Source organism: Pandoraea pneumonica (assembly GCF_902459645.1).
In the GTDB taxonomy this organism is placed as follows: domain Bacteria; phylum Pseudomonadota; class Gammaproteobacteria; order Burkholderiales; family Burkholderiaceae; genus Pandoraea; species Pandoraea pneumonica.
Map to the genome: position 1 here is coordinate 156,860 of NZ_CABPSK010000003.1, position 26,322 is coordinate 183,181.

Annotated in this window: 25 protein-coding genes; 14 read left to right on the plus strand and 11 right to left on the minus strand. The window is 62.9% G+C overall.

From position 1 onward, the window contains the following. Nucleotides 1-940 precede the first annotated feature (940 nt). Together PPN31114_RS16150 and PPN31114_RS16155 are read left to right on the plus strand one after the other, a co-directional pair. Nucleotides 941-1,552 carry a GNAT family N-acetyltransferase gene (locus tag PPN31114_RS16150; RefSeq protein WP_150680555.1) on the plus strand — a complete coding sequence of 204 codons (612 nt, stop codon included), beginning with the start codon at nucleotides 941-943 and terminating at the stop codon, nucleotides 1,550-1,552. Between the two features lie 58 nt (nucleotides 1,553-1,610). Further along, nucleotides 1,611-3,035, plus strand: a complete 1,425-nt coding sequence (locus PPN31114_RS16155) for an MFS transporter (protein ID WP_150680556.1) — start codon at nucleotides 1,611-1,613, stop codon at nucleotides 3,033-3,035. A 54-nt stretch (nucleotides 3,036-3,089) separates the two neighbouring features. On the opposite strand, the gene PPN31114_RS16160 is transcribed toward PPN31114_RS16155, so the two are convergent. The 3 genes from PPN31114_RS16160 to PPN31114_RS16170 are packed head-to-tail and all read right to left on the minus strand — an operon-like array spanning nucleotide 3,090 to nucleotide 4,402. Continuing rightward, nucleotides 3,090-3,515 carry a DUF6691 family protein gene (locus PPN31114_RS16160; RefSeq protein WP_150680557.1) on the minus strand — a complete coding sequence of 142 codons (426 nt, stop codon included), beginning with the start codon at nucleotides 3,513-3,515 and terminating at the stop codon, nucleotides 3,090-3,092. Next, the gene (locus PPN31114_RS16165) at nucleotides 3,512-3,958 is read right to left on the minus strand and encodes a YeeE/YedE family protein (protein WP_150680558.1); all 447 of its coding nucleotides are present in this window, start codon (nucleotides 3,956-3,958) and stop codon (nucleotides 3,512-3,514) included. The genes PPN31114_RS16160 and PPN31114_RS16165 overlap by 4 nt, the downstream gene beginning before the upstream one ends. A 45-nt stretch (nucleotides 3,959-4,003) precedes the next feature. Further along, nucleotides 4,004-4,402: an ArsR/SmtB family transcription factor gene (locus tag PPN31114_RS16170; RefSeq protein ID WP_246182598.1), complete on the minus strand. Its 399-nt coding sequence runs from the start codon at nucleotides 4,400-4,402 to the stop codon at nucleotides 4,004-4,006. A gap of 149 nt (nucleotides 4,403-4,551) precedes the next feature. Between PPN31114_RS16170 and PPN31114_RS16175 the strand changes: the two genes are divergently transcribed. Next, a complete protein-coding gene (locus PPN31114_RS16175) occupies nucleotides 4,552-5,421 on the plus strand; it encodes an MBL fold metallo-hydrolase (RefSeq protein WP_150680559.1) in 870 nt (289 codons plus the stop codon). A 56-nt stretch (nucleotides 5,422-5,477) separates the two neighbouring features. On the opposite strand, the gene PPN31114_RS16180 is transcribed toward PPN31114_RS16175, so the two are convergent. Further along, nucleotides 5,478-6,377: a LysR family transcriptional regulator gene (locus PPN31114_RS16180; protein WP_246182599.1), complete on the minus strand. Its 900-nt coding sequence runs from the start codon at nucleotides 6,375-6,377 to the stop codon at nucleotides 5,478-5,480. A 154-nt stretch (nucleotides 6,378-6,531) separates the two neighbouring features. On the opposite strand from PPN31114_RS16180, the gene PPN31114_RS16185 reads away from it, so the two are divergent. The 5 genes from PPN31114_RS16185 (at nucleotide 6,532) to PPN31114_RS16205 (ending at nucleotide 10,364) form a co-directional block, all read left to right on the plus strand. Next, on the plus strand, nucleotides 6,532-6,930 hold the full coding sequence (locus PPN31114_RS16185; protein ID WP_150680561.1) for a tautomerase family protein: 399 nt from the start codon (nucleotides 6,532-6,534) through the stop codon (nucleotides 6,928-6,930). Between the two features lie 214 nt (nucleotides 6,931-7,144). Continuing rightward, nucleotides 7,145-7,531, plus strand: a complete 387-nt coding sequence (locus PPN31114_RS16190; RefSeq protein WP_150680562.1) for a YXWGXW repeat-containing protein — start codon at nucleotides 7,145-7,147, stop codon at nucleotides 7,529-7,531. A 273-nt stretch (nucleotides 7,532-7,804) separates the two neighbouring features. Further along, nucleotides 7,805-8,650 carry an ABC transporter substrate-binding protein gene (locus PPN31114_RS16195; protein ID WP_150680563.1) on the plus strand — a complete coding sequence of 282 codons (846 nt, stop codon included), beginning with the start codon at nucleotides 7,805-7,807 and terminating at the stop codon, nucleotides 8,648-8,650. A 122-nt stretch (nucleotides 8,651-8,772) separates the two neighbouring features. Beyond that, nucleotides 8,773-9,495 carry an amino acid ABC transporter permease gene (locus PPN31114_RS16200; protein ID WP_150680564.1) on the plus strand — a complete coding sequence of 241 codons (723 nt, stop codon included), beginning with the start codon at nucleotides 8,773-8,775 and terminating at the stop codon, nucleotides 9,493-9,495. 23 nt (nucleotides 9,496-9,518) lie between these two features. Next, nucleotides 9,519-10,364, plus strand: coding sequence for an amino acid ABC transporter permease (locus PPN31114_RS16205; RefSeq protein WP_150680565.1), 846 nt, complete (start codon nucleotides 9,519-9,521; stop codon nucleotides 10,362-10,364). Here PPN31114_RS16205 and PPN31114_RS16210 read toward each other — a convergent pair. After that, nucleotides 10,342-12,630, minus strand: coding sequence for an NADP-dependent malic enzyme (locus tag PPN31114_RS16210; RefSeq protein WP_150680566.1), 2,289 nt, complete (start codon nucleotides 12,628-12,630; stop codon nucleotides 10,342-10,344). The genes PPN31114_RS16205 and PPN31114_RS16210 overlap by 23 nt on opposite strands. 225 nt (nucleotides 12,631-12,855) lie before the next feature. On the opposite strand from PPN31114_RS16210, the gene PPN31114_RS16215 reads away from it, so the two are divergent. Together PPN31114_RS16215 and PPN31114_RS16220 are read left to right on the plus strand one after the other, a co-directional pair. Beyond that, nucleotides 12,856-13,818: a LysR family transcriptional regulator gene (locus PPN31114_RS16215; protein ID WP_150681092.1), complete on the plus strand. Its 963-nt coding sequence runs from the start codon at nucleotides 12,856-12,858 to the stop codon at nucleotides 13,816-13,818. Nucleotides 13,819-13,931: 113 nt separating this feature from the next. Next, the gene (locus PPN31114_RS16220) at nucleotides 13,932-15,215 is read left to right on the plus strand and encodes an autotransporter strand-loop-strand O-heptosyltransferase (RefSeq protein ID WP_150680567.1); all 1,284 of its coding nucleotides are present in this window, start codon (nucleotides 13,932-13,934) and stop codon (nucleotides 15,213-15,215) included. Here the strand turns inward: PPN31114_RS16220 and PPN31114_RS16225 are convergent. The 3 genes from PPN31114_RS16225 to PPN31114_RS16235 all read right to left on the minus strand — a co-directional run bounded on the left by PPN31114_RS16225 (nucleotide 15,178) and on the right by PPN31114_RS16235 (nucleotide 18,088). Further along, entirely contained in the window at nucleotides 15,178-16,524 is a 1,347-nt protein-coding gene (locus PPN31114_RS16225; protein WP_174988137.1) for a type II toxin-antitoxin system HipA family toxin, read from the minus strand. The two genes, PPN31114_RS16220 and PPN31114_RS16225, sit on opposite strands and share 38 nt — an antisense overlap. A gap of 59 nt (nucleotides 16,525-16,583) precedes the next feature. After that, the gene (locus tag PPN31114_RS16230) at nucleotides 16,584-16,988 is read right to left on the minus strand and encodes a helix-turn-helix domain-containing protein (RefSeq protein ID WP_246182600.1); all 405 of its coding nucleotides are present in this window, start codon (nucleotides 16,986-16,988) and stop codon (nucleotides 16,584-16,586) included. 74 nt (nucleotides 16,989-17,062) lie between these two features. Further along, nucleotides 17,063-18,088: a transporter gene (locus tag PPN31114_RS16235; RefSeq protein ID WP_150680569.1), complete on the minus strand. Its 1,026-nt coding sequence runs from the start codon at nucleotides 18,086-18,088 to the stop codon at nucleotides 17,063-17,065. Between the two features lie 264 nt (nucleotides 18,089-18,352). Here PPN31114_RS16235 and ppk2 point away from each other — a divergent pair, with 264 nt between their 5' ends. Further along, the gene (ppk2, locus tag PPN31114_RS16240; RefSeq protein ID WP_150680570.1) at nucleotides 18,353-19,273 is read left to right on the plus strand and encodes a polyphosphate kinase 2; all 921 of its coding nucleotides are present in this window, start codon (nucleotides 18,353-18,355) and stop codon (nucleotides 19,271-19,273) included. Between the two features lie 62 nt (nucleotides 19,274-19,335). On the opposite strand, the gene PPN31114_RS16245 is transcribed toward ppk2, so the two are convergent. The 3 genes from PPN31114_RS16245 to PPN31114_RS16255 are packed head-to-tail and all read right to left on the minus strand — an operon-like array spanning nucleotide 19,336 to nucleotide 21,875. After that, nucleotides 19,336-20,757 (minus strand): ATP-binding protein, encoded by a 1,422-nt coding sequence (locus PPN31114_RS16245; protein ID WP_246182601.1) that lies wholly within the window; start codon nucleotides 20,755-20,757, stop codon nucleotides 19,336-19,338. Continuing rightward, a complete protein-coding gene (locus PPN31114_RS16250) occupies nucleotides 20,754-21,608 on the minus strand; it encodes a response regulator (RefSeq protein ID WP_150680571.1) in 855 nt (284 codons plus the stop codon). Before PPN31114_RS16250 ends, PPN31114_RS16245 begins: the two co-directional genes overlap by 4 nt. A gap of 18 nt (nucleotides 21,609-21,626) precedes the next feature. After that, entirely contained in the window at nucleotides 21,627-21,875 is a 249-nt protein-coding gene (locus PPN31114_RS16255) for a hypothetical protein (protein WP_150680572.1), read from the minus strand. Nucleotides 21,876-22,388: 513 nt separating this feature from the next. On the opposite strand from PPN31114_RS16255, the gene PPN31114_RS16260 reads away from it, so the two are divergent. The 3 genes from PPN31114_RS16260 to PPN31114_RS16270 all read left to right on the plus strand — a co-directional run bounded on the left by PPN31114_RS16260 (nucleotide 22,389) and on the right by PPN31114_RS16270 (nucleotide 26,232). Beyond that, entirely contained in the window at nucleotides 22,389-22,787 is a 399-nt protein-coding gene (locus PPN31114_RS16260) for a hypothetical protein (RefSeq protein ID WP_150680573.1), read from the plus strand. A 164-nt stretch (nucleotides 22,788-22,951) separates the two neighbouring features. Next, on the plus strand, nucleotides 22,952-24,118 hold the full coding sequence (macA, locus tag PPN31114_RS16265; protein ID WP_150680574.1) for a macrolide transporter subunit MacA: 1,167 nt from the start codon (nucleotides 22,952-22,954) through the stop codon (nucleotides 24,116-24,118). Between the two features lie 29 nt (nucleotides 24,119-24,147). Beyond that, entirely contained in the window at nucleotides 24,148-26,232 is a 2,085-nt protein-coding gene (locus PPN31114_RS16270) for a MacB family efflux pump subunit (RefSeq protein WP_150681095.1), read from the plus strand. Nucleotides 26,233-26,322: the final 90 nt, after the last annotated feature.

Sequence of the window (26,322 nt, forward strand, 5' to 3'; positions counted from 1 at the left end):
GTGTCCTTACATTGTTAAAATGGATCGCCACTTAAAATAGCACGAGTTTTAATAAATTGAAAACAGCATTTCCGAAGAATGAGTCTGCGAGCGCACAAATCGCATTGAATTCCTGGCACTCAACTTCGGAATATGCACAGAATCAGGGCATGAATCCCAGAATTTCCCCAGCATTCCTCCCCTCCATTACCCGCCACTAATGTTCTGCAATGCCGCGCATTCCGGCAGAAATACCGATGCCGGTCGTCAGGACTCCGCATTTCCTGAGACTTGTCCGCCGTATTACGCAACATTCGGCAAGACTTCGTAAGGATTCGCAACAAACATCGACGTGAAGCAACGCAGATCGGCGTCAGCAATAAAACACCGCGCCAAAATATACGATCACAAATATTTAAGTGCAGTCCGATTAGTCTGTTATCCAAAACACTACCGACATTCGGGGATTTCACATCGGAGTACCGCAATTTTCGGATAAGCGCTACGCAGAATTTACGCAAGCGATTGGACGGCATTCAGGCCACGCGTGATGCGTGACATGGGAAAGTTCCTCACTCGTTCAACTAAATGAACACCCGTGCAATATCCCCGTATATCTCCCTGGAATTGGGTGGCAAACGATGCTGCATCGCGGCATCGATAAATCGGGACCGAAATTATTTCGTTAACGTATACGTCAATTCGCTATTGCGCAGCCATGCGTCAATGTCATTTCCCCATGCCGTCCGGTTTCCGTAAGATGGGAATATCCGTCTATACCGATTCACCTTGAAAATCGCCCAAAGCCCCGTCAGGCGGGGCACAGCGCCCCCTCAAAGGCGTAAGATCGGGGCATCCGGAATTAAGCAATTGACGAATTGCCGCTCTCGCTCCGGCTTCGGTCCGGTTTCAGTCACTCCGCAACGCAATTACACCGCCGTCATTGAATCGCCCAATTCGCATGCCAACTTTGCCCGCCCCCTCGGAATCGCCCGAACCTCGTGATGTGACGCCGGTCACGCTTACCACCGATCGCACCGTGCTCAGGCCATGGCGCACGGAAGACTTACCCGCCTTTGCCGAGCTCAATGCCGACCGGGAAGTCATGCGTCACTTCCCCACGACACTCGACCGCGCGCAAAGCGACGCGGTGGCCGAACGCCTGCGTAACCATATGCGCAAGCACGGCTTCGGTCCGTGGGCGCTGGAGATTCCGGGCGTCACGCCATTTGCGGGGTTTGTCGGGCTGATGCGCGTCGGCTTCGACGCGCCGTTCGTGCCGGCGGTGGAAATCGGCTGGCGGCTGGCCCGCCCTTGGTGGGGAAAGGGATACGCGAGCGAAGCCGCACGGGCGGCCGCTCGATTCGCGTTCGACGTTCTGCAACTCGATGAACTGGTGTCGTTCACCGCCCCCGCCAACGCGCGCTCGCGTGCGGTCATGACACGCATCGGTATGCGCCACTGTCCCGACGAAGACTTCCTGCATCCGCTCATTCCGCCGGGCCACCGGCTGCGCCGTCACGTGCTGTACCGGTTGAGCGCCGAGGAACTGGCTCGCGCGACACCCGCCTGATATTGGCGGCGCACACGCCATCGGCGTCGTCTTAGCGATTGAAGGCGGTGCGCGCGTTATGGGACAATCTAGCTCTTTGCGCCAGCCGTCCCCCCCCATTGTGTCGCGCGCCGTCATTATTCCGCTCATCATCGCTTGCGCCCTGTTCATGGAGAACATCGACGCCACGGTGATCACCACCTCGCTGCCAGCCATGGCACGCGATCTGCACCAAGACCCTATTTCGCTAAAGATGGCCCTCACGGCCTACGTCGTGGGGCTGGGTATTTTCATTCCGATCTGCGGCTGGGTCTCCGACCGTTTCGGCGCACGAAACGTCTTTCGCACCGCCATCGGCATCTTCATGGCCGGCTCGATCCTGTGCGCGCTGTCGTTCTCGCTGCCGACGTTTGTATTTGCGCGATTCCTGCAAGGTGTGGGCGGCGCGATGATGGTGCCGGTCGGCCGACTCGTCATCTTCCGTGCCGTACCGAAGCATGATTTGGTCAAAGCCATCGGCTACCTGACCATGCCCGCGCTGCTCGGCCCGGTGATCGGGCCGCCGTTGGGCGGTGCCATCACGGCGTATTTGCATTGGCGCTGGATCTTTTTCATCAACATCCCCGTCAGCCTGCTGGGCATCTACCTCGCCGGGAAGTACATCGACAACGACCGCGGCGGCGATGCGGGCAAGCTCGACACGGTCGGCTTCGTGCTATCGGCGTTGGGCAGCGGCCTGTTGATGCTGGGACTCGCGATGATTGGCGAGCATCAGGTCGCCGACAGTGTCGTGATCGTCATGTGCGTTTTGGGCGCGGTGTTTCTCTATGCCTATTGGTGGCATGCCAATCGCACCGAAGCGCCGCTGCTCGACTTTCGGTTGCTGCGCATTCCCACGTTCCACGCGAGTGTGATCGGCGGTTCGCTCTTTCGTATCGGTTTAGGCGCTGTGCCGTTTCTGCTGCCGCTGGCGTTGCAGGAAGGCCTGCACATGGACCCGTTCGAGTCCGGCATGATCACCTGCGCCTCGGCCTTCGGCGCCATTTTCATGAAAGCCATCGCGCAGCGCGTGCTGGCGCGCTTCGGCTTCCGGCAGGTGCTGATGGTCAACGCGGCGCTCGCAGGTCTGGCGCTGGCGTCCTATGGGCTATTCACGCACAACACGCCGGTGTTGGTGATGCTGGGCGTCGTGGCCTTCGGCGGCTTCTTCCCGTCGTTGCAGTTCACGTGTCTGAATTCGATCGTCTATGCCGACATTGCCAGCGAAGACGCCAGCCGGGCCACGAGTCTGGCGAGCGTCGTGCAGCAGCTGTCGCTGGGCCTTGGGGTGACGATTGCCGGGATGGTCTTGCAAGCAAGCAGCCGCCTCGCAGGTCACACACAACTGACCGCGGGCGATTTCCTGCCCGCGTTCCTCGTCATCGGCCTGTTCTCATGGCTCTCGATTCCGATCACGCGCCGCCTACCTGCCGACGCAGGCACTGAACTGGCAAGAAAACACTGACACGGCTGAGCGGGCGGCGGCGCATCGCGCTTCGCCGCTCGTGCGTCCCTACGCTCAGGACTTCGCCGCCCGTGCAGGCAGCATTGCGTGAATTGCCATACCTGCAAGCATCGCCAAGACGAATATCAGCCCCTTGCCCGACCCTGCACCGAGCAACACGAGCGCCGGCCCCGGGCAGATACCGGCAACACCCCATCCGACGCCGAAGAGCAACGCACCGAGTACCAGACGCTTATCGAGCCCATGCAGGCTCGGCCACGCGCGCGGCTCGCCGGTCCACGCCATCGGCTGCGCGCGAGCGAGTCGAAAGCCCACGAGACCGACGGCAATCGCACCGCCCATCACAAACGCGAGCGACGGGTCCCACCGTCCAGCGATATCCAGAAAGCCAAGTACCTTCGCCGGATTCGCCATGCCCGCGAGAATCAGACCGAGGCCGAAGATCAGCCCGCCAACGAACGCCAGTGCGAGCTTTTTCATGCGGCACCTCCCACATGCAGTACATGGCGCACGACGAACACGGTAAGAAAGCCTGTCGCCATAAAACACAACGTGGCGGCCAGCGAACGCCACGACAGGCGTGACAACCCGCAAACACCGTGGCCGCTGGTACACCCCGACCCCAACCGAGTCCCGAAACCGACAAGCAGCCCAGCACCGACGAGCATGGCGAAACTGGCATCGATTTGGGCTTCGGGCACCACGGCAAACGCGCGGTATGCCCACGGTGCCGCCATCAGCCCGACGATGAACGCGAGCCGCCAGCCAATGTCGCCCGACCGTGGGCGCAGCAAGCCCCCGACGATGCCGGAGATACCGGCAATGCGCCCGTTGGCAAGCATGAGCCAGACGGCGGCCACACCAATCAGTACACCGCCAGCAAGCGCGGTCCACGGCGTGAAATGCAGGGTATCGAAGGTCATGAGCGGTCGGTCAAACAAAAGAACACGGAAGGCGGCAACGCGCCGTCACGGCTGAGGGCAAAACTGGTCGTAGAGGCAAGAAAGCACGGCGAGCAGCGACGCATCGCCGACGGCGTAGTAGATGCGTTTGCCATCGCGCCGCGTGCTGACGAGTTGCTCGGCGCGCAGCACGGCGAGCTGCTGCGACAGGGTCGGCTGACGGATATCGAGCTGCGCCTCCAACTCCCCAACCGACAACTCGCCCTGCGTGAGCTGGCACAGAATCAGCAGCCGATCTTCATTCGCTAACGCCCGCAGCAGCTTGGTGGCGTCGCGCGCAGCGCTACGTAAGCGCGTGACGTCGAGCGGCGCAGCCACAGCGCCGCCGGGCGAACTATCGGGCGTGGCGGCGGGGATGGGTTCGAGGGCGTCGTCGCGCATAGGTGACGAAGTGGCTCGTGGCATGGCAGGATCGAGGCAATTCGGGAAAGGGATGGAATTGGTGAAAGTGGCGCAAATCGTAGAAAGCGATGCGCGACGCTTTGTCACGCATATCGCGTACACTTTACTCGTTTATAATATATCAATCGATAAACTTTTGCTGGAGCCCGGTCATGTCTGCTACATCAGCCCACATCGAAGCCTTCTTCGACAAAGGCACCTCGACGGTGACCTACGTCGTGTTCGATGCGCCGGGCGGTCGCGCGGCGATCATCGACCCGGTGCTCGACTACGACCCGAAAGCCGGTCGCACGCACACTGGCTCCGCCGAACGCGTGCTGGCGTTCCTCACGGCCCAAAAGCTGACAGTCGACTGGATTCTGGAAACGCACGCCCACGCCGACCACCTGTCGTCGGCACGCTGGCTTAAGGAGCGTGTGGGCGGGCTGATCGCCATCGGTGCGCATATTCGCGACGTGCAGCACGTGTTCAAGAAGCTGTTCCATCTGGGGGCTGACGTGCCGCCCGACGGTTCGCAGTTCGACCACCTGTTCGACGATGGCGAGACGTTTGCCATCGGCAATCTGCAAGCCGAGGCGATGTTCGTGCCGGGCCATACACCGGCCGATATGGCGTATCGCGTGGGCGACGCGGTCTTTGTCGGCGACACGCTGTTCATGCCCGACGTCGGCACCGCGCGATGCGACTTTCCGGGCGGAAATGCCCACACGCTGTATCGCTCGATCCGACGCCTTCTGTCGCTGCCGGAAGACACTCGCCTGTACATGTGCCATGACTACCCGCCCGCGAGCCGCGCGGTGAACTGGCAAACCACGGTGGGCGAGCAACGCCGCGCGAACATCCACGTGCACGACGGTATCGACGAAGACACGTTCGTCGCGATGCGCGAGGCGCGCGACCGCACGCTCGACATGCCCACACTGATCTTGCCCGCGGTACAGGTGAACATCCGTGCAGGCGACATGCCCGCGCCCGAATCGAACGGCACGCGTTATCTGAAGATTCCGCTAAACGCGATTTGAGCGGCTTGGCTTAGGCCCGATTTAGGTTCGGCGCCGATCCGGCTTAAGCCCTCTGCTTAGTTGAGCGCTGTTGGCGCGGCGAGCTGCGACGCCAGCGCTTGGCGCGCCTGTGTGACCCAGTCGGGTTCACCGCGACGCGCCGGGAGCAAATGAAACTCCGCTTCCGGCAGCTTCGGCAAACGACGCCCTTTCACCAGCTTCTCGATGCGCATGAGCGACGGCCCCGCAGCCGACGCATTCAGGCACGCCACCCCGAGTCCCGCACTCAACGCCAGTTGTAACCCCGCCACCCCCGACGCCACATGCGCGATGGTGTACGGCACGTGATGCGTGTCGAGCCATTGCGTCGTGAATCGATGGAGCGCACACGTGTCCGGCAACACGAGCAATGGCAGCGGCGCGCCGGTATCGAGGACGAAATCGGGTGCGGCCACCCAGTCGAGCGTTTCGCGCGATAGCGCCTGCGTCCCCGCAACCCCTTCGCGCGCCATCGACTTCCCGAGTATTCGCATCGACACCCCGATATCGAACTCGCCGGTGTCGTAACCGGTTTCGATAATGCCGCTCTTGAGAATCGTCACGTGAATGCGCAGCGCTGGATACACCACACCCAAATGCCGCAGCATGCGCGCGACATCGCCGGGGCGGAAGTAGTCGGTAATCGCCAGCCTCAATTCGCCCGAGAGCGAGAAACCCCGCACGTCGTGCCACGCCTGCTCGCTCTGCGCGAGCAATTGCCGCGCGTGGCCTAGCAGACGATCGCCCGCCGCCGTTGTCGCCACGCCCAGCTTGCCGCGCGTGAACAGCGACACCCCGGCCCGCGCTTCAAGCTTGCGAATCTGCTCGCTCACCGACGATTGCGAGAGAAACACCAGCGGGGCCGCCGCCGACAAACTGCCCGCGTCTGCGACCGCGACGAACGTACGCAACTGATCGAAATCGAATCCCGGCGCCATGATGTTATCCATTTGATAAACCGATGGATCAAATCGTATATTCCCGCTTTTCCGATGTCAATCGACTCCCTAAACTGATGTCGTGGTTAGCAACAACCGTGCGCTGGCGATCCATGTTTCGCGGCGTATCCTTCACGACTTCAGGAGTTTCGTCATGCCTCATCTCGTTCTGCAACTCTCCGGCACGCCCAACGATGCCCTCTCGCGCGACGCCGTGCGCGCCGTCTCGCAACTCACGGTAGACGTGCTGCACAAAGCGCCCGAAGTGATCGCCGTCACCGTCGAGTACATTCCCCACGAGCGTTGGTTCATCGGCGGCGCGCCGCTCTCCGAGCAGGGGAAAAACGCCTTTCATCTCGATATCAGCGTGACCGACGAGACGAACACCAAGGCCGAAAAAGCGCAGTACATTGCGCAAGTGTTCGAAGCGCTCTCGGGCTTGCTTGGCAATGTGCACGCGTGCTCGTACATCCACGTGATCGACGCGCGTGCCGCGGCTTACGGGTACGGCGGGCGCACGCAGGAATTCCGTCATCAACGCGCCGGTCAGTAATTCGCACGCAAGCCCGTGCATCCGGGGGGCCGATCGGCAATCCCGACCGCCTTCTGGTTTCCCGGAATGCTGCCAAAGCCGCTGTCCACGCGGCTTTTCGGCCAACAGAACGAAACAATTCGAACACTTTCTTACGACTATTTGTTTCGTGATTTGCCGGTTCACCTCGTACGATGAAAGCGCATTCAAAGACATCGCTTTCAAGGGGGCGAACATGAAAAAACTGACTCTTACCATCGCGCTCGTTGCCGCCACGCTCGGCGGTATTGCTGTAGCACCGGCCCACGCTCAGGTGGGCGTATCGATCAGCATCGGCGCACCGCCGCCGCCGCGTTATGAAGTGGTGCCGCCGCCGCGCGTCGGCTATGTGTGGGCACCGGGCTTCTGGGATTGGGACGGCCATCGCCACGTGTGGAACGGCGGTCACTGGGAACGTGAGCGCCCGGGCTACGCCTACCGTGCGCCGGAATGGCACCAAGGCCCGCATGGCTGGGCGCTCGATCGCGGCGGCTGGGGCCATGGCGGCCCGGACCGTCATGACGACCGTCACGACAACCGCCACGATGACCATCGCGACGACCACGACCGCTATCACGGATAACCCCCGGTCGATGCTGCGCGCGTGCGCATGACCTCGCTCGCAGCAGATCTCCGCTTCAATATCTCCGAACGCCGGCGCTTATCAGCGCCGGCGTTTTGCTAAGGAAAATCGATTGGTTGGGCGCGCGCCAGTGCCCCGTTATCTTGTGAAGCTCGCGTGTGAAACCCGCTCGCCGCTATCCGTAGCGAGCCTCCGCCGAACCCTGTCCGGCTTACTTCCGGCGGTATCGAGTGAAGGTTTCATGCGTTTCACAAAAACGGAGCCCATCAGGCCATGCAAAACATCCATCGCACACCACGCGCACAACGGGTTGGTTCGATCTTCGCCGCCGCCCTCTTTTCCGCCGCCGCATTGCTGCCGCTCGCAGCGCACGCCGACAAACTCGACGACATCAAGAAAGCGGGCGTGCTGCGCGTCGCCACGTTCGACAGTAATCCGCCGTTCGGCTATGTCGACGCCAAGTCGCACAAGATCGTCGGCCTCGATGTGGACTACGCCAAGGCGCTCGCCGACAAGCTCGGCGTGAAGCTCGAACTGCAACCGACGAACCCCGCCAATCGCATTCCGTTCCTGACGTCGAAGAAGGTCGACCTCGTGCTCGCCAACTTCACGATCACCGACGAACGCGCCAAACAGATCGACTTCAGCATTCCGTACTTCTCTTCGGGCCAGCAATTCCTCGCGAAGAAAGGCACGCTTTCGTCGCCCGATCAGTTAAGCAAGCTGCGCGTAGGCGCCGATAAGGGCACCACGAACGAAATCACGCTGCGCGAGAAATTCCCGAGCGCGACCATCGTCGCCTTCGACGACACGCCGTTTGCTTTTGCAGCATTGCGCGCGGGCACCGTGCAAGCGATTACGCAGGACGGCCCGAAGCTGGTCGGCCTGCTCGCCAACGTGCCTGACAAGCAGAACTACGAAATCCCTGCATTCACCATCTCGAACGACTACATGGGTGTGGGCGTGCCCAAGGGCGAGGAGCGCCTGACGGCCTTCGTGAACGACACGCTGCGCGGGCTGGAGAAGGACGGCACCGCCGCCAATATCTACGACCGCTGGTTCGGCCCGAAAACGGCACAGCCGCTGCCGCGCCTGTTCAAGATCGGCGATAAGGCGTGAGGCGTGAGGCTTGGGCGCTAAAGCGACGCATTGAGTCCGCTTAGCGTTATTAGCCTGCCAGCCGGGGCACAAGAGGGAACCACCTCGTGTGCCCCGGCGTTTTTGCTTGGATACACCGCGTCATGATCGATTGGCTCGCCCCGAAGTACCTCAGTTGGTTGTTCCATGGTTTCGTCGTGACCATCGCGCTGGCGGCGGTGACGAGCGCCGCCGCCACGTGGTTGGGCTTCGGGCTCGCACTGGCACGCAACTCCCACAGCGCAGTATTCGCGCGCCCTGCCGCAGCGTTCGTCGCCGTCATGCGCAATACGCCGCTGCTGGTGCAACTGTTCTTTTGGTATTTCGGCGTCGCCGCGCTGTTGCCGACGAGCGCCGTCGAATGGCTTTCACAGCCGCACGCGTGGCATCTGGTGCTGTTCGATATCCGCTGGCCAGCGCTTGAGACCCTCGCCGGATTCGTCGGCCTCACGCTCTACACCACGGCATTCATCGGTGAAGAAATTCGTGCCGGGTTGCGCGGCGTTGCCGCCGGTCAGACGCAGGCCGCTGCCGCACTGGGGCTCAGCCGCTACGCGATCTTCCGTCACGTGGTGCTGCCGCAAGCCGTGCGCATCGCGTTGCCGCCACTGTTCGGGCAGTACATGAACGTAGTGAAGAACTCGTCGCTCACGATGGCGATCGGGTTGGCCGAACTCTCGTATGCGTCGCGTCAGGTCGAGACCGAAACGTTCAAGACGTTTCAGGCGTTCGGCATTGCCACCCTGCTCTACGTAGGCGCGATCGCGCTGATCGAAGCCGTGAGTCTTGCGACGACGCACCGCCATGCCGCCGCCCCTTCCCGCTGACTGCTGACCGCTTGGCGCTGACCATGAACTTCTCTGCCGTTCTCGATAACCTGCCCTACCTGCTCTGGGGCGACTTCCCCGAGGGTCCGCTCTCGGGCGCCGCGCTCACGCTGGTACTTGCCAGCACGAGTGCAGTGGCATCGGGCCTGCTCGGGCTAGCGGGCGGCATTGCGCTCGCGATGCTCAACGGTCCAGCGCGCTGGGCACTCACGCTCGTCATCGGCTTCTTCCGGGCGATTCCGGTGCTGATGCTGATCTTCTGGACTTACTTCCTGCTACCGATCCTCTTCGGCGTGAACGTCCCCGACCTGGCGACCGTGGCGTGCGCACTCTCGCTCATCGGCGGCGCGTATCTCTCGCACACGGTCTATGCCGGAATTCGCGGGGTGGGCACGGCGCAGTGGCAAGCGGGCATGTCGCTCGGCCTCACGCGCGTGCAAACGCTGCGGCATGTGGTGCTGCCGCAGGCGCTGCGCATGATGGCGCCGTCGTTCGTGAACCAGTGGATTTCGCTCGTGAAAGACACATCGCTCGCCTACATCGTCGGTGTGGCGGAGCTGTCGTTTCTGGCGACGCAGGTCAACAGCCGGTTGATGGTGTATCCGGCGGAAGTGTTCGCCTTCGTCGCGCTGATCTACTTCGCGATGTGCAGCACGCTCGAATGGATTTGCGGGAAGGCGTTCGGGCAGGCGGTGCCGGGAAAGAACGCCCAAATCAAAACGCAAACGCCCCGACGCGGCTGGCAGCGCATCAAAACGATACGTCTGCCCAGCGTGCCGGGGCGTTTGCGCCGACGCTCGGCGCCGGGGGCTTTACCTACCCCCGAGCGCGAGCGCCGCGTCGACTTCAGTCACGATTGGCCTGGATGACCGTGAGCGCCGTCATGTTGATGATGCGTCGCACGGTCGAGCTGGAGGTCAGCACGTTGACCGGTGCACCCACGCCCAGCAGGAACGGGCCGACGGCAACGTTGCTGCCCGCGCCCGTCTTGAGCAGGTTGTAGGCGATGTTGCCCGAGTCCACGTTCGGGCACACCAGCAGGTTGGCGGCACCCTTCAGACGCGAATGCGGCAGGATACGGCTGCGCAGCGCTTCGTCGAGTGCGCAGTCGCCGTGCATTTCGCCATCGATTTCCAGATCCGGCGCTTGTGCCGACACCATCTCCAGCACGCGGCGCATCTTGGTACCCGACGCGGCGCTGCCCGAGCCGAAGTTCGAGCGCGAGAGCAGCGCGACCTTCGGGTTGAGGTTCAACCACGACATCTGCTTGGCAGCCGCCAGCGTGAATTCGGCGATCTGCTCAGCGGTCGGATCGTCGTTGACGTGCGTGTCCACCAGCGCCACGGTGCGCTTGTCGAGCAGCAGGATGTTCATGGCCGCGTAGGTATTCGCGCCCGCTTGCTTGCCGATCACTTCGTCGACGAAGCGCAGGTGGTCGTGATACGCCCCTACCGTGCCGCAGATCATGCCGTCGGCGTCGCCCAGACGCACCATCATTGCGCCGATGAGCGTGAGACGGCGGCGCATTTCCACGCGTGCCATTTCCTTGGTGATGCCGTCGCGGCAACGCAGTTCCCAGTAGTTCGTCCAGTACTGGTGGAAGCGCTCGTCGTAGTACGGGTTGGTCACTTCGACGTCTTCGCCCAGACGCAGGCGCAGACCGAATTTCTCGATGCGCGCAAGCAGCACTTCCGGACGGCCCACGAGAATCGGACGTGCCAGCTTTTCGTCGACGATCACTTGCACGGCGCGCAGCACGCGCTCTTCTTCCCCTTCGGCGAACACGATGCGCGCTTTGCCGCCGTCGCGCACGAGTTGCTTAGCCGCCGAGAAGATCGGCTTCATGAACGCGCCCGAGTGGTACACAAACTGCTGCAACTGGTCGGCATACGCGCCGAAGTCGGTGATCGGACGCGTCGCCACGCCGTCTTCCATGGCGGCACGCGCCACGGCCGGTGCGATACGCACGATCAGGCGCGAATCGAACGGCTTCGGAATCAGGTATTCCGGCCCGAACGAGAGGTCATAGGCGCCGTAGGCGGTCGCCACGGAATCGTTCGGTTCTTCCTGCGCCAAACCGGCAATCGCGTGCACGGCAGCGATTTCCATGTTGCGCGTGATGGTGGTCGCGCCAACGTCCAGTGCGCCACGGAAAATGTACGGGAAGCACAGCACGTTGTTGACCTGATTCGGGAAGTCCGAACGGCCCGTGGCCAGCACCACGTCGTCGCGAGCTGCACGCGCGTCTTCCGGGAAGATTTCCGGCGTCGGGTTGGCAAGCGCCAGAATCAGCGGGCGCGGGCCCATGGTCTTCAACATTTCCGGCTTGAGCACACCACCGGCCGACAGGCCGAGGAACACGTCGGCGCCTTCGATCACTTCGGCGAGCGTGCGCTTGTCGGTCTTCTGGGCGAAGCGCGCCTTGTCCGGGTCCATGCCGACTGCGCGGCCTTCATAGACGACGCCGTCGATGTCGGTGGCCCACACGTTTTCGATGGGCAGGCCGAGATCGACCATCAGGTCCAGACACGCCAGGGCAGCCGCACCGGCGCCCGAGGTCACGACCTTCACTTCCTTGATGTCTTTGCCCACGACCTTCAGGCCGTTGATGAACGCGGCCGAGACGGTGATGGCGGTGCCGTGCTGATCGTCGTGGAAGACGGGAATCTTCATGCGCTCGCGCAGCTTGCGCTCGACGGTGAAGCACTCGGGGGCCTTGATGTCTTCGAGGTTGATCCCGCCGAAGGTGGCTTCGAGGCTGGCGATGATGTCGACGAGCTTATCGGGGTCGCTTTCGGTGACTTCGATGTCGAAAACGTCGATCCCGGCAAATTTCTTGAAGAGGACGGCCTTGCCTTCCATCACCGGCTTGGAGGCGAGCGCACCGATATTGCCCAGACCCAGCACGGCCGAGCCGTTGGTGATCACGCCCACGAGGTTGCCGCGCGCGGTGTAGTTGAACGCCTTGGCGGGGTCGGCCGCAATTTCCTGACACGGGATGGCAACGCCCGGGGTGTAGGCGAGCGCCAGGTCGCGCTGCGTGACGAGCGGCTTGCTGGCCGTCACGGAGATCTTGCCCGGCGTGGGGAACTGGTGATATTCCAGGGCGGCCTGGTGATCGTTGTTGTTGCTCATGGGCGTGTCGTCCTCGTTGGATGTCGTCTCTCTCGCGCGCCGTCCGGCCGTTCTATTCGACGGTTGCCGCCCGGCGCACCTGATTGCGAAGCCATTCTAGGCAGCCGCTATTGGCACGCGATTCTGAATTACTATGGGGCCATCATGTTTTCGTTATGAGCGTACGTTCCCCGCCCGGCGGGGGCTGGGCGCTCGCAGGATTCGGGGATTCAGGGGGTGGGAGTGGTGCCTTTCGATACGGGCGAGGTGGTGCGGCGTCTGACGACGCGGCTCAAGATGCGCCATCTGGTGCTGTTATTGCAGATTCAGCAGCATGGCTCGCTCACGCGCGTAGCGGAGCATATGGCGACCAGCCAGCCAGCCGTCACCAGCGCGCTCGCCGAGCTGGAAAGCATGCTGGGCGGACCGCTCTTCGACCGCACGCCGCGCGGCATGACCCCCACGCCACTGGGCGACGTGGTGCTCGCCCGAGCGCAGGCGATGGTGCACGATCTCGACCACCTGACCCGCGACATCGAGGCCGTCATGGCCGGGCACGCAGCGCGCCTGCATGTCGGGGTGATTCCGTATATCTCGGGCAAGACGCTTGCCGCCGCCATTCAGCAAACCCTCGCGCAGTTGCCGCAACGGCTCACCGTCACGCTGCACGAGGGCACCAGCGAGGCCCTTATGGCGCAGTTGCGCGATCACACGCTGGATGTCGTGATCGGGCGCGCCGCCGCCAGTGTCGATCTCACACAAGTGCAATTCGAAGTGCTGCATCACCAGATGCCCCGCGTTGTGGCCAGCCGCCGGTTAGCGGCGCGTCTGGGCCGAAGTGCCCCGGTTTGGGCGCAACTCGCCGAGCTGGACTGGGTGATGGGTGCGCCCAACACGCCGCTGCGCGATCAACTGGCCGATTTGTTCCTGCACGCGGGTGTGGTGCCGCCGGTGCCGATCGTCGAGAGCTTTTCGTCGCGGCTGACCGGCGAATTGCTCGCCAGCAGCGAGCGCGCCGTGTCGCTGCTGCCTGCCGACATTGCCGAGGAACTGGTGCGTGTGGCGGGTGTGGCCGTGGTGCCGTGGTCGCTGACGTGGACGTTGCCGCCGGTGGCGATGTTCACCCGCCGCGAGAACCCGCGTGAGACGCATCAACGCTTCACGCAAGCGCTGCGCACCCAATATCAGGCGATGACGGGTGCGGGGTAAGTAAGGCATCGAAAGGGTTTTCGGCCGAAAACACCGGCAAAATCGCGAAATAACCGCCTTTTGCCGTGTTTGTCCGCCGATTGCCTCCCGGGTGCCAGAAGTAAGGTAAGGGCATGAACGATGCCGTCCCTCCCCATACCCTCTCAGTCAACGCGCCCGCCGTCGCGCCGTTTGCCCAATCCCCGCGCCAGATCTTTCTCGCCCCGGCGTTGCTGCCGACGCAGGTCGGTCCGGCCGGGTTGCGTTTCGATTTCAACGATGGCGCACGGGTCGTCATTCCCGACTTCGGTCAGCCCCTGCCGTGGCGCGTGCGGCTATTCGACACGCGCAACGACGCCACGCTCATCGAGACCGAGTTGTCCTCGGGTGTCGTTCGCAGCCCGGCCAAGTTCTTCGTACCGTATGGCATCACGATCTGGCTGAACAACGTGGTGGTGTTCGAGCATCGTTTTGAGGTCCGCGATCAGTACGTGCTCGTACAGTTTCCGCTGGCGGCCTTGGGCGACGTTCTCGGCTGGCTGCCTTATGCGCTGCGTTTCGGCCGCGAGCATGGCTGCCGTTTAGCCTGTGTCGTCACGCCTGCCGTCGCTGCGCTGTTTCGGGACGCCTACCCTGAGGTGGACTTTGTCGCGCAGGAGAACGTTGAGCGGCGCAAGTATTACGCGACTTACAACGTCGGACTCTTCTTCGACGATTGGGACCTGAAGCAGCAACCACGCGATTTCCGCCAGACGGGGCTGCATCGCACGGCTGCACACATTCTCGGCGTGGACGACGCGGAGGCCACGGCCACGCTCTGTTTGCCCGATGACTCTCGCCCGCTCGCGGAGCCTTACGTCTGCATCGCTGTGCAGAGTACGGCGCAGTGCAAATACTGGAATCGCCCTGAAGGCTGGGAGACGGTGGTTGCCGCATTGCGTGCGCGCGGCTTCCGGGTGATTTGCATTGATCAGAAGGCGCGCCATGGCAAGGGCGACTTTTGCCAGGAAATTCCGGCAGGTGCCGAAGATATGACCGGCGATTTGCCGCTCATTGAGCGCGCGCGCTGGTTGCGGCACGCGAGCGCCTTTATCGGCCTGTCGAGCGGGTTGTCGTGGCTGGCGTGGACGGCAGGCACCCCGACCGTGCTGGTATCGGGATTCACGCTGCCGCATAACGAGTTCTCGACGCCTTATCGCGTCAGTGCGCCGGAACGTACGCCGGAAGTCTGCACCGGCTGCTGGCACGATCCGGCCTTGCCCTATCGCCACGATGACTTCCACTGGTGCCCGCGCCACCACGGCACCCCGCGCGCGTTCGAATGCTCGCGCGAGATTACGCCGGAACAAGTGCTGGAGGCGGTGGATCGGATTTCGGGGATCAGTTCAATTGCTTTCGCAGCGCGGCGCTCGATATAGCGTCGATATGGCGAAACGCCGGCGCGATGCGGTCGATGTCGGCGGCACCGACCGAAAACTCGTCGAAGAACACTCGCCATTCGCGCACGACTCGCCAAACGTCGTCGATCAACTGGCAAGCATCACGCCGCGACAGCGTAAAGCGCTCATGTGATTCGAGCGCATTGTCGAGCGTGGCCAGTCGTCCTTGCGGCCCCACGCCAAGATGCAGGACTCGCTCATGCGCCGCACTGCTGCGAGGCATCACATCGTAAAGCGGACTGAGACGCCAGCCGCCAAGGTGTGCGTCCCAAAGAAATCCGTGATTGCGCAGATGATCGTCGTCGTTGCTCACGAAGATGTTGTAAATCATCCGCTTGAAGAGTTCTGCATTGTCGCGCCGGATAACGCTCGTATGACAGTAGCGTCGCACGGCATCGGCAAGATCCGCATAGGCCTTCGTGTGCGATTCGGTTTCGTCGCAGCCTACGAACGTCAAACCACTGACAAACGGGATGCGCCGTTCGACATGCCCCTCTTCCGGTCCAACGCAGGAAAGTGCGGCATCGGCACGGGCGTCTTCGTCGGGCCCCGCCCAGAACCGGTCAAAGCGACGAATCAACATCACTTGACGCTCCCCCAACTGACGAATATGCACCGCTGGCACCGTCAATCCAGCACGCTCAGCTAGGCGTAAGGTCGCACACTCTAGGATCGGCACGCTAAACGGGTCATTGCGGCTGGGAAATTTGGCAAGCCACAACACCCCGGTTTCATCTCTCACGGAAGCCTTGGGACGCGCGCCACCAAGCGCAGAGCCATCGACAAAAATGGCGTCAAGATGCGCGGGCACGGGCAACCCCGCCTCGATCCGGTCAGCCGCCTCCACCAGATACGCCAGCGATTTCACGCCAGTCACGCCCGCCGATGGCGCGTCGTCCAAGGTACGCCGCACGTCGAGCGCGCCAACACGTTCGCTGCCCGCGTGGAGCAAATAGGCCGATTCCGGCAAGCTATTGGCGGGCACCTTGAGTTTTGCCTCGATCACACGCCGCCCCCACGCGTCGGGCGCCGCATCACGAATGCCGCCGAACGCGGTCAACTGATTGTGAGGAAACAAACGCCTCGCGGCCACGTTCTCGCGCTCACCAATCCCAAGACTCACCGGATCGACTTCGACGGCGTCTTTGCGACGCAGGTATTTCAGACCATACGCAAACGCTGACGCCATCAACGTAGGCCCAGATTCAGTGAGATCGAGCTGACCACACGGTGCCCACCCTTGCGTCAGATGCGCGAAAACGGTGAGCCGAGTCGTGGCCTCTGCCATGGTTCGCATTCCAAGATAAGAGATAAGTGACTGACTTCCCCGGCGTTTTTTGCGTCACATCAGAAATCGAGCGCCTCAAGATCGGCGCTCGACAGATCACGCACCCGCCGGGTTTGCTCCCGCAACGTCAATGCAGCCAATGCGGGATCCGATTCAGCATACAGATCCTTGAGCGTTGCGCCGGGGGCGACGGCATCGAGATAGCGCAGGATTTGCCCGAACGCGAGCCCCGGGTCGCCATGTTCGAGGCGATAGATGGTGTTGCGAGACAGCCCGGCGCGGGCCGCCACGTCCGTCTGCTTTAGCTGCCGCGCCTTCCGCAGTCGGGCCAACAGCTGGCCAAGTTGCGCGGCTTCGGCCTGCAACGTCGACGAGATCGAATCGCTTTGGGAGATTTTCATGATCGTAAAATCACACATTAACGGCTTAATGATTGATTTTACGATCAATTCTGAAAAAGACAAGGCTATGAATGCTCGTAAAATCGAGCAATACAGACTTAATGTTCGATTTCACGAGCATTACGCGGTGAGCGCAGCTACTCCGGCCGCCGCCGAAATGCCCACCAACCGGCAGCCGCCGTGCCCGTCGCGACAATCGCGACCAGCACCCAGAACCCGTGCGGGTGCTCGGCCAGTGGAATGCCGCCGACGTTCATGCCGAAGAAACCCGCCACGATGTTGATCGGCAACGCCAGCACCGTCACCACCGTCAGCGTGTAAATCGTGCGGTCGGTGCGCTCGCTCACCATCGCCGCAATCTCCTCCTGCAACAACTTGATGCGCTCTAGCAGCGCCGACAAGTCGTTGAGCACCACGGCAAACTCTTCCGTCGCCTGCCGGAATTCCTGCACATCCTCGGCATGCCCCCACGCAGGCGGGCGGCTCAACAACCGGAACAGCGCCGCCGGCTCCGGTGCCAGCAGCCTTTGCAGTCGCACCAGCACCCGCCGCAGCGACCCCAGATCGGCCCGGTTGCTCTCGATACGCTGCTGGAGCAATCGGTCCTCCACGGTGTCGACTCGACGGCTCGTTTCGCGCACGATGCGCTCCAGCACGTCCGCCTGATCGCGGAACAAGTGCACCAGCAACGCCAGCGGCGAACGAAACACCTCGCCACGTTTGACCGACGCCCGCAGCTTGTCGATCGAACGCAACGGCTTCACCCGCCCCGTCACGAGTAAGCGGGCATTGGCCGCGACTCGCAACGTCGAAATTTCGGACTGCGCAATATCAAACGCGAAGATCACATCGTTGATCACCGCCAGCAACCAGTCGTCGGAATGTTCGATGCGTGTGGAGCGCGAGCCTTCGGTCAGAGAGTCGAAGAACTCCTCGGGCAAGTGCATGTGCTGTTGCAGCCACTTCTCGCACGCCGCATGCGCGAAATTGAAGTGCAGCCACAAAAACCCGTCGCCCCCTTCACCACGGCCCGCCTTGGCCAGCCACGCCAATGCCTCGCCAGAATCGACCGGTTCAGGCGGCGCACCGTCGGTAAAGCGATAGCCATAGATCAGACCAGCCTGATCGCAGCCGTAAGCGTTATGAGCAAGGTCGGCGAACATGCGCACTGTTGGAGCCAAACGTGGGAAGACAAAACACCGGGAAAGCCACGCCGGAATCGGGTGGGACCGACCATCATGACAATGTCATATGTCTTTTATGTGACAGTCATAAAGCCGTTGCGCGTACCAATCCCCTTTGCACCACGGCCCTCGCCAGCGCCATCCGGGTGTCATAGAATCGTCGCATACTCAGTCGCCCGACTCTATCGTCGCGTCCCGCCCGCTTTTTCGTCCCAATCTCCGCCCTGTACTGAGACCGTCGCCATGACCAAATTCGATTCCGATGCCGACCACGACGCCTCGCTGGCGCGTCGTCTGCAAGATGACCTCATCGACAGCTACGACGAAGAAATCGAGATGGAAATCGATGATCTTCGCCTGCCCGGCCTGAACGATCTGACCGACGCCGCGCGTGGCGAGCGCCTGCAATATTTCCGCGAATTGTTCCGCCTGCAAGGCGAACTCGTGAAGCTGCAAGACTGGGTGATTCGCAGCCGCCATCGCCTCGTGGTGATTTTCGAAGGCCGCGACGCCGCAGGCAAAGGCGGCGCCATCAAGCGCATTACGCAACGCCTGAACCCGCGTGTGTGCCGCGTCGCCGCTCTGCCCGCGCCCAACGATCGCGAACGCACGCAATGGTATTTCCAGCGCTACGTGCAGCATCTGCCCGCCGCAGGCGAGATCGTGCTGTTCGACCGCAGTTGGTACAACCGCGCCGGTGTCGAGCACGTCATGGGGTTCTGCACGGAAGACGAATACGAAGAGTTTTTCCGCTCGGTGCCCGAGTTCGAAAAAATGCTCGTGCGCAGCGGCATCCAAATCGTCAAGTACTGGTTCTCGATCTCGGACGAAGAGCAAGAAGCGCGCTTTCTCGCCCGTATCCAAGATCCGCTCAAGCAGTGGAAGCTGAGCCCGATGGATTTGGAAAGCCGCCGCCGTTGGGAGAGCTACACGCGCGCCAAGGAAGTGATGCTCGAGCGCACGCATATTCCCGACGCGCCGTGGTGGGTGGTGCAGGCCGACGACAAGAAGCGCGCGCGGCTGAACTGCATTCATCACTTGCTCGCACAAGTGCCCTATCACGACGTGGAACGCACACCGGTGCTGTTGCCCGAGCGCGCCCGCAGCGAAGACTACATGCGCCACCCGGTGCCCGACACGATGATCGTGCCGGAGATTTATTGAGGGAAAGGCCCCGCCTGGACGCGCCTAGGGTCGGTTTGCCTTAGTGCGATGTTAGTGCGATGTTAGTGCGATGTAAGCGGGGCTACCGCCTGGACGATGGGCAGGCACATCGTGACGCGCAGGCCGCCGTCCGGCGACGTCGCCAGACGCACCGAGCCGCCGAGCCCTTCGACCAAACGCCCCACGAGCGATAAGCCAAGGCCGCAATGGCCTTCGCCGCCACGCGATGCGTCCAGACGCACGAACGGACGCATCGCCAGCGCGACCTGATCCTCCGGGATGCCTGAGCCGCAGTCGCTCACTTCGATAAACCCCACATCGTCCTCGCGCCACGTCGCCAAACGTACCGGCGGCTCGCCATGCTCCAGCGCATTGTCGACAAGGTTCGACATCACCCGATCGAGTAACGTGCGCGGCAACAGGAAACCGGGGCCCGCACGCAGGTCGCAGGTGAACAACGGCACACCCGCACATGACGGGGTCATGCCCGCGTGCGCGGCGTCGCTAGCGTCGCCTGCCCCGCCATCGCCGCCATCGGCAAGGGCCAGCGCTTCGACGGCCATCTCGGTGGTCATGAGCTCCATGGCCGCCGCGCCGCACACGTCTTCACTCGGAAACTGCTCGCTCAAGAAGGCATCGACGCTCACCAGCGGGCTGGTATCCGCCTCGTCGCGGGCATACGCGAGGAATTGCTGAACGATATGGTTGATCGAGGCAATATCGCGCACGAATCCGTCGCGCGAGCCTTCGTTATCGATCAGGTCGGCGCGCAGACGCAGGCGCGTGAGCGGCGACTTCAGATCGTGGGCAATACCGGCGAGCATGATCGCCTGATTGTCTTCCGCCTCGGCAAGACGCTTGGCCATGTCGTTGAACGCATGGGCCAGATCGCGCAACTCGTGTGGACCTTGCTCGGGCAGCAGCGCCGGGCGACGTCCTCGCGCGATCACGCGCGCCGCCTGCGCGACACGCGAGATGGGACGCTGCATCTGCCACGCCATCAGCAACGCCAGCAGCACCGCCCCAATGAGAATGCCAACGGTCTCGCGCACAAAGGGAGGCATTGGCGGCAGATCGAGCGGGATGACAATCCACTCGTCGTGCTTGGGCAGCAACACCCACAAGCTGCCGCGCTTCGCGTCTTCGCGCACATGCAATTGCGTGCCTGGCGGCAGCTTCGAGAGCAGCTCGTTTCTCAAATGCGAGGCGCGTTCGTCGCCCGTCGGATCGGCAAAGACCGGTGCCTGTGCCACCGGCACCCGCCGCAAGCCGTGCGGCGGTGCCAGGCTGCCCGGGTCGACGGCGCGCTGATCCACGCTTTGAATTGCGATGAGCAAGCCGCGGGCGAACCCGTCGACTTGCTGGCGAGGCCGCTGGTAGAACACCAGCGCGCTCCACACCAGATGCATCACCAACAAAACGCCGATGCCGAGCAGCGCCATGCGCCCGAACAACGTGTCACGCAGCCGCCAACGCAGTTTCACGCAACCGACTCCCGCCAGCCACGCACCGCGCGCTTCACCACGGGCGCCACCGATGCGACCGGTGCCACCGCGAGCGCCGGGCCGTCATCATCGGCACCCGCGGCACCCGCGTCGTGTTCGCGCTCGCTGGCGGCGGCATCGGCCGACAACTCGCCCCCCGGCACGAAAACGTATCCCTTGCCGCGAATCGTCTGGATATAGCGCGGCTCGGACGGGTCGGCTTCAATCAAGCGACGCAAACGCCACACCGGCACGTCGAGGCTGCGATCCCGGAACGAGATGCCGTCGCCATACAGCATGGCGTGCAGCTTCACCCGGGGCAGCACCTGCATCGGATGCTGCGTGAAAGCCTTGAGCATCGCAAATTCGGTATCGCGCAGCGGCAAACGCTCGCCCTCGCGCTGCAACGTGCGCAGCGAAAAATCGAGCTCAAACGGGCCGAATCGATACGGCGCACGGGCGTCGGGCGCGCTCGCCGCCACCGGGCCACGACGGCGCAGCACCGCATGAATGCGGGCGAGCAACTCGCGCGGATCGAACGGCTTGGCGAGATAGTCGTCGGCGCCCAGCTCAAGACCGAGCGCCCGGTCGAGCGGACCGCCCCGTGCCGAGAGCATGATCACAGGGATATCCTCCCCGGCCGCACGCAAGTCCTGCAAGGCACGCAGGCCGTCGCGCTCGGGCATCATGATGTCGAGCAAAATCACCGACGGGCGTTCGAGTTCGAGCCGGCGCAGCAACGACGCGCCGTTGTGAAGTACCGAGACCTGCATACCGTTGGCATGCAGCAGCTCACGCAGCAGGTCGCGCACGACGGGATCGTCGTCGACCAGAAGAACATGCAGACTCATGAAGGAATTCTCGCTAATTTAGGCTCGGCCCAACTCACGCAGGGAAGCCGAACTTTGAACTGCCGCCACGGCAGGGTCTTGCGCTGTTGGCGCCGATGCCGCTGCCGCAGCAGGCTCGCGCACCCCGGAGAGCGATCGCAGCGCATTCGTGAAACGGTCGGGCGATGCGTTAGCCCGGTGAGTGCCGACGGTGCCGGCCGCGCCTTGCCCCGGCAAACGCCAGGCCCGATGTAGCGCCGCACCCGGCGCGCCAATGCCTAAGGACATGGTTTGTGCTCCCATGGTGTCGAGATACACCGAAGTTTGCGCGCCCGTCCAGTTACGCGTTGGCCGAAGCATCCAATAAAATGGCACTCAATCCTTATTTCAGAAAGGATTCGTAAGGCGGCCTGATGCGCGACTCAACCGTTCGCGAGCATCACACACCGGAAAAATGCAAAATTGAGCGACGTTGCGAGAGATAGCGCGAAATTATAGCCACCTTATCGCCCGCACGCTGGTTTCAACAGGTGCCGCACTCACCCCGCCTTTCCCGTGGGAGGCCGTATGCGCCGCGCAATCTTCACACTGTGCAAACACGTTGCCGCCGGACTAACCGCCACCGTCGTGACGACAGCCGCGGCCTTTGCCGCCCCGGCAGCCTTGCCAGGCGGGGCTTCCCCGTCACCGTCGGCGCCCCCGGCATCGACCGCCCCCGACGCCTTACGCAATTTCGGCAACGATCCGTTTCTCCACATTTCCTCGGCGGTTGCGGACTGTCCCTTACCCCTTGGCCCGCTAATGCGCGAATCTGACTGGCTCGCCGACGCCCATCACCGCATCGAGAAAGGCAACCACTGCTGGTTCGAAGGCCGTTGCCGCCTGTCCAACAGCTATCGCTACGACGGCGACATTGCCGAGAGCGCACAGCGGCGGCTCTCCGCCGTCGCCGCCGACATCCCATGGAAGACGCAGACGTCGCTCTGGCTGACGTTCCAGCGGCGCATCATCGTCGTGCAGGGCTGCATGGCACCGGGCTTCCCACTGGCGAAATTCATCAAGGCGCTCGGCGAGACGGCGGACGTCGAGGCCGTCGTCGATCAGGTCGTCACGCGCCGCGCCGGTGCGCCAATGCCCGCGCTGACGTATCCCACGCCCGATCATCCGCAACTCCCCGCAGGCGCCCATCCGCTGCCGTGATCGAACGCAAGGGCACGCAAATCGACCGAAAACAACGTAAAACCACATCCGGTCAACTCTGTTCACAAAGTCGCAACAACTGAAAACAGTTTGCTGCGCACCCTTTGATTAGGATCGCCACATGTCTGCACATCGGTGCGGATTCGGTGCTTATTTCCTGATCAATGACGCTTTCCAGCAAGTTCCGCCTCCCCGCCCTGACGCGCCGCCGCAAGATCGGCGTGGCCGTAGTTCTCGCGCTGTGCGCGCTCACCGCGTGGCAATGGCCGCATGCAAAGCCTCCCGCTTATCTCAGCGCTAAAGTCGCGCGCGGCGATCTGGAAGATGCAGTGCTCGCTACCGGCGTGCTCCAGCCCATCAAACAAGTGGAAGTCGGCTCGCAAGCCAACGGACAGTTGCGCTCGCTCAAGGTGGTGCTCGGCGACAACGTCACGAAAGGCCAATTGCTCGCGGAAATCGACCCTACGCTCAGCGAAAGCGACCTGCGCGACGTGACGGCTGGCCTGAACACGCTGGCCGCCGACCGCCGCGCCAAGGCCATTCGCCAAGCCCAGGCCGAGCGCGAGTTAGCCCGCCAACGGCAGATGGCGCGCGATGAAGCCACCTCGCCGCGCGATCTCGAAAAGGCCCGCATGGAGTACGAGGCGCTCACGGCAGAACTCGCCTCGCTCGACTCGCAAATCAGCCAGCAGAACGTCAAGGTCGATAAAGCCCGCACCAACTTGTCGTACACGCGCATTACCGCGCCGATCTCGGGCAGCGTGACGCTCATCAGCACGCAGGAAGGCCAGACCGTCACGGCGATTTATCAGATCCCGACGATTCTCAAGATTGCCGATCTGTCGAAGATGACGATCAAGGCACAGGTTTCCGAAGCGGATGTGGTGCGCATTCGAGAGGGTCAGCCCGTGTATTTCACGATTCTGGGCGCGCCGCAGACACGCTACGAAGGCAAGTTGCGTGTGATTCAGCCCTCGCCCGAAAAGATCAACAACGCGATCTTCTTCAACGCGCTGTTCGACGTGCCGAACCCGAACGGCGTGCTGCGCCCCGACATGACCGCGCAGGTCTCGATCGTGCGCGAGCGCATCGCGAACACGTTGACGTTTCCGTCCGTGGCACTCGGCGAGCAGCGCGCAGACGGCCGTTATAAGGTTCGCGTACTCGACGCAAAGGGCAACGCGCACGTTCGCTGGGTCAAGGTCGGACTCGACAATCGGCTGACGGCGCAAGCGCTCGACGGTCTCGCAGAAGGCGAGCGTGTGGTGACGGCCGACCCGGCCGACGCACCGCCGCCCGGCAGCGGCGACAACGGAGGGGCTTTGCTGTGACGCACACGCTCCCGCCGCGCGATCGGTCGATGCCGGAAGGTGCTGCCGCACCGGTGCCCGTCACCGATACGGGCGCGCCCCCGCTGCTGCATCTCACGGGCGTGGGTCGTTCGTTCGGCGAAGGCGTGAGTGCCGTGACCGTATTGCGCGATGTCGAGCTCACCATCCGTTGTGGCGAAATGGTCGCGATCATGGGGCCGTCGGGTTCGGGTAAGTCGACGCTAATGAACGTACTCGGCTGCCTCGACCGCGCAAGCCACGGGCGCTACGAGATCGATGGACGCGATGTTGCCTCGCTCTCCGACGACGATCTCGCCGCGTTGCGCCGCGAACACTTCGGATTCATCTTCCAGCGCTATCACCTGATGGGCCATCTCACGGCGCAAGGCAATGTGGAAGTGCCCGCCGTGTATGCCGGTACGTCGAAGCCAGCGCGCGCGCAACGCTCGGCAGCATTGCTCGGGCGGCTTGGGCTCGGGGGACATTTAACGCATCGTCCGTCGCAGATGTCAGGCGGCCAGCAGCAGCGTGTGAGTATTGCTCGCGCGCTGATGAATGGCGGCGACATCATCCTCGCGGACGAGCCGACCGGTGCACTCGACAGTCGCAGCGGGCTCGAAGTGATGCAGATTCTGTGCGAGCTGCACGCGCGCGGGCACACCATCATTCTCGTCACGCACGACCCCGGCGTTGCCGCGTGGGCGCAGCGTGTCATCGAAATTGCCGACGGCCGCATCGTGCGCGACCGCGTGAACGAGACGCCGCGCACCGCTGAACTTGCGGCGCTCACGCGGGAACGAACACAGGAAAGTGCTCACGCCAGCGCGCAAGAACACCCCGTCGGGCAGCGCATCGACGAGGATGCGCGTGTGTCCCGAGCTACGATCGCACCCCGCTCGCGTGGTTGGTTTGCGGGTTGGCCGAAGTTCTCGGAAAGCCTGTCGATGGCGTGGCACGCGCTCGCCTCGCACCGGCTGCGCACGGGTCTTACGATGCTCGGCATCATCATCGGCATTACCTCGGTGGTCTCGCTCTCCGCCATTGGCGAAGGCACCAAGCGGCGCGTCCTCGACGATATCGGCAGCATCTCGCCGAACACCATCACCGTGCTGCGCGGTAAAGACTTCAACGACGACAAAGCGGCCGAGATTCGCACGCTACTGCCGCGTGACGCCGACCTGCTCGCTGCACAGCCCTACACGGACAGCGTCTCGCCGCAAATTAACGCGCGCACGGTGCGCGTGCGCTTCGGGCGCATCGACACCGACGCGCAAGTGCATGGCGAAGGGGCCAACTTCCTGCGCGCCAATGGGCTGAAACTCGCGCGCGGCCGAAGCTTCGACGCCGCCGAAGTCGCGCGGCAAGCGCAGGTCGTCGTCATTGGCGAAAACGCGCTGAAAAAGCTGATGCCGAACGGCGGCGACCCCATTGGGCAGATCGTGCTGGCCGGTTCGCTTCCGTTGCGCGTGGTCGGCGTAGTGCGCGACCGCTCGTCGATGTTCGTGAGCCGCTCGCTCAATCTCTTCGTGCCGTGGAGCACTGCCGCGAGCCGTCTCGCCGGACAACAGCATCTGGAAGCGATCACGGTGCGCATCATCGACGGACATCCCCCGTCGGCAGCCGAAGCAGGCATCGTGCGCGTGCTCACGCGCGCCCATGGCAACAAAGACTTCTTCACGTTCAACATGGATACGGTCGTGAAGTCGATCTCGCGCACCAGTCAGATGCTCACGCTGCTGCTGTCGTTTGTCGCGCTGATCTCGCTAGTGGTCGGCGGCATCGGTGTGGCGAACATCATGCTGGTGTCGGTGACCGAGCGCACGCGGGAGATTGGCATTCGCCGTGCCATCGGCGCACGACGGCAAGACATCCTGCGCCAGTTTTTGATCGAAGCCGTGCTGGTCTGCCTGATGGGCGGCGCCGTCGGTGTGGTGCTGTCGTATGCCATCGGCCAATTGGTCGCGTTTGCCGTGCCGCAAGTGGCCGTCGTGTTTTCCGTTCATACGTTCGCCGCTGCCGTGATGTGCGCCAGCGTGATCGGCGTGGCCAGCGGCTGGTGGCCGTCGCGTAGTGCCGCGCGGCTCGACCCAGTCGACGCCCTTGCCCGCGAGTAAGTTTGCATCGCCCCCCAACCGTCCCGCTGCGCCCCCCCCTCAGGCACGGGATGGATTTATACCCCGCGCGCGATTCGGTGTCGCGCGCGG

Bases quoted from the DNA above. Each gene is read 5' to 3' on its own strand.
- PPN31114_RS16150 (WP_150680555.1), top strand. From the start codon at position 941: ATGCCAACTTTGCCCGCCCCCTCGGAATCGCCCGAACCTCGTGATGTG.
- PPN31114_RS16155 (WP_150680556.1), top strand. From the start codon at position 1,611: ATGGGACAATCTAGCTCTTTGCGCCAGCCGTCCCCCCCCATTGTGTCG.
- PPN31114_RS16160 (WP_150680557.1), bottom strand. From the start codon at position 3,515: ATGAAAAAGCTCGCACTGGCGTTCGTTGGCGGGCTGATCTTCGGCCTC.
- PPN31114_RS16165 (WP_150680558.1), bottom strand. From the start codon at position 3,958: ATGACCTTCGATACCCTGCATTTCACGCCGTGGACCGCGCTTGCTGGC.
- PPN31114_RS16170 (WP_246182598.1), bottom strand. From the start codon at position 4,402: ATGCCACGAGCCACTTCGTCACCTATGCGCGACGACGCCCTCGAACCC.
- PPN31114_RS16175 (WP_150680559.1), top strand. From the start codon at position 4,552: ATGTCTGCTACATCAGCCCACATCGAAGCCTTCTTCGACAAAGGCACC.
- PPN31114_RS16180 (WP_246182599.1), bottom strand. From the start codon at position 6,377: ATGGCGCCGGGATTCGATTTCGATCAGTTGCGTACGTTCGTCGCGGTC.
- PPN31114_RS16185 (WP_150680561.1), top strand. From the start codon at position 6,532: ATGCCTCATCTCGTTCTGCAACTCTCCGGCACGCCCAACGATGCCCTC.
- PPN31114_RS16190 (WP_150680562.1), top strand. From the start codon at position 7,145: ATGAAAAAACTGACTCTTACCATCGCGCTCGTTGCCGCCACGCTCGGC.
- PPN31114_RS16195 (WP_150680563.1), top strand. From the start codon at position 7,805: ATGCAAAACATCCATCGCACACCACGCGCACAACGGGTTGGTTCGATC.
- PPN31114_RS16200 (WP_150680564.1), top strand. From the start codon at position 8,773: ATGATCGATTGGCTCGCCCCGAAGTACCTCAGTTGGTTGTTCCATGGT.
- PPN31114_RS16205 (WP_150680565.1), top strand. From the start codon at position 9,519: ATGAACTTCTCTGCCGTTCTCGATAACCTGCCCTACCTGCTCTGGGGC.
- PPN31114_RS16210 (WP_150680566.1), bottom strand. From the start codon at position 12,630: ATGAGCAACAACAACGATCACCAGGCCGCCCTGGAATATCACCAGTTC.
- PPN31114_RS16220 (WP_150680567.1), top strand. From the start codon at position 13,932: ATGAACGATGCCGTCCCTCCCCATACCCTCTCAGTCAACGCGCCCGCC.
- PPN31114_RS16225 (WP_174988137.1), bottom strand. From the start codon at position 16,524: ATGGCAGAGGCCACGACTCGGCTCACCGTTTTCGCGCATCTGACGCAA.
- PPN31114_RS16235 (WP_150680569.1), bottom strand. From the start codon at position 18,088: ATGTTCGCCGACCTTGCTCATAACGCTTACGGCTGCGATCAGGCTGGT.
- ppk2 (WP_150680570.1), top strand. From the start codon at position 18,353: ATGACCAAATTCGATTCCGATGCCGACCACGACGCCTCGCTGGCGCGT.
- PPN31114_RS16250 (WP_150680571.1), bottom strand. From the start codon at position 21,608: ATGAGTCTGCATGTTCTTCTGGTCGACGACGATCCCGTCGTGCGCGAC.
- PPN31114_RS16255 (WP_150680572.1), bottom strand. From the start codon at position 21,875: ATGTCCTTAGGCATTGGCGCGCCGGGTGCGGCGCTACATCGGGCCTGG.
- PPN31114_RS16260 (WP_150680573.1), top strand. From the start codon at position 22,389: ATGCGCGAATCTGACTGGCTCGCCGACGCCCATCACCGCATCGAGAAA.
- macA (WP_150680574.1), top strand. From the start codon at position 22,952: ATGACGCTTTCCAGCAAGTTCCGCCTCCCCGCCCTGACGCGCCGCCGC.
- PPN31114_RS16270 (WP_150681095.1), top strand. From the start codon at position 24,148: ATGCCGGAAGGTGCTGCCGCACCGGTGCCCGTCACCGATACGGGCGCG.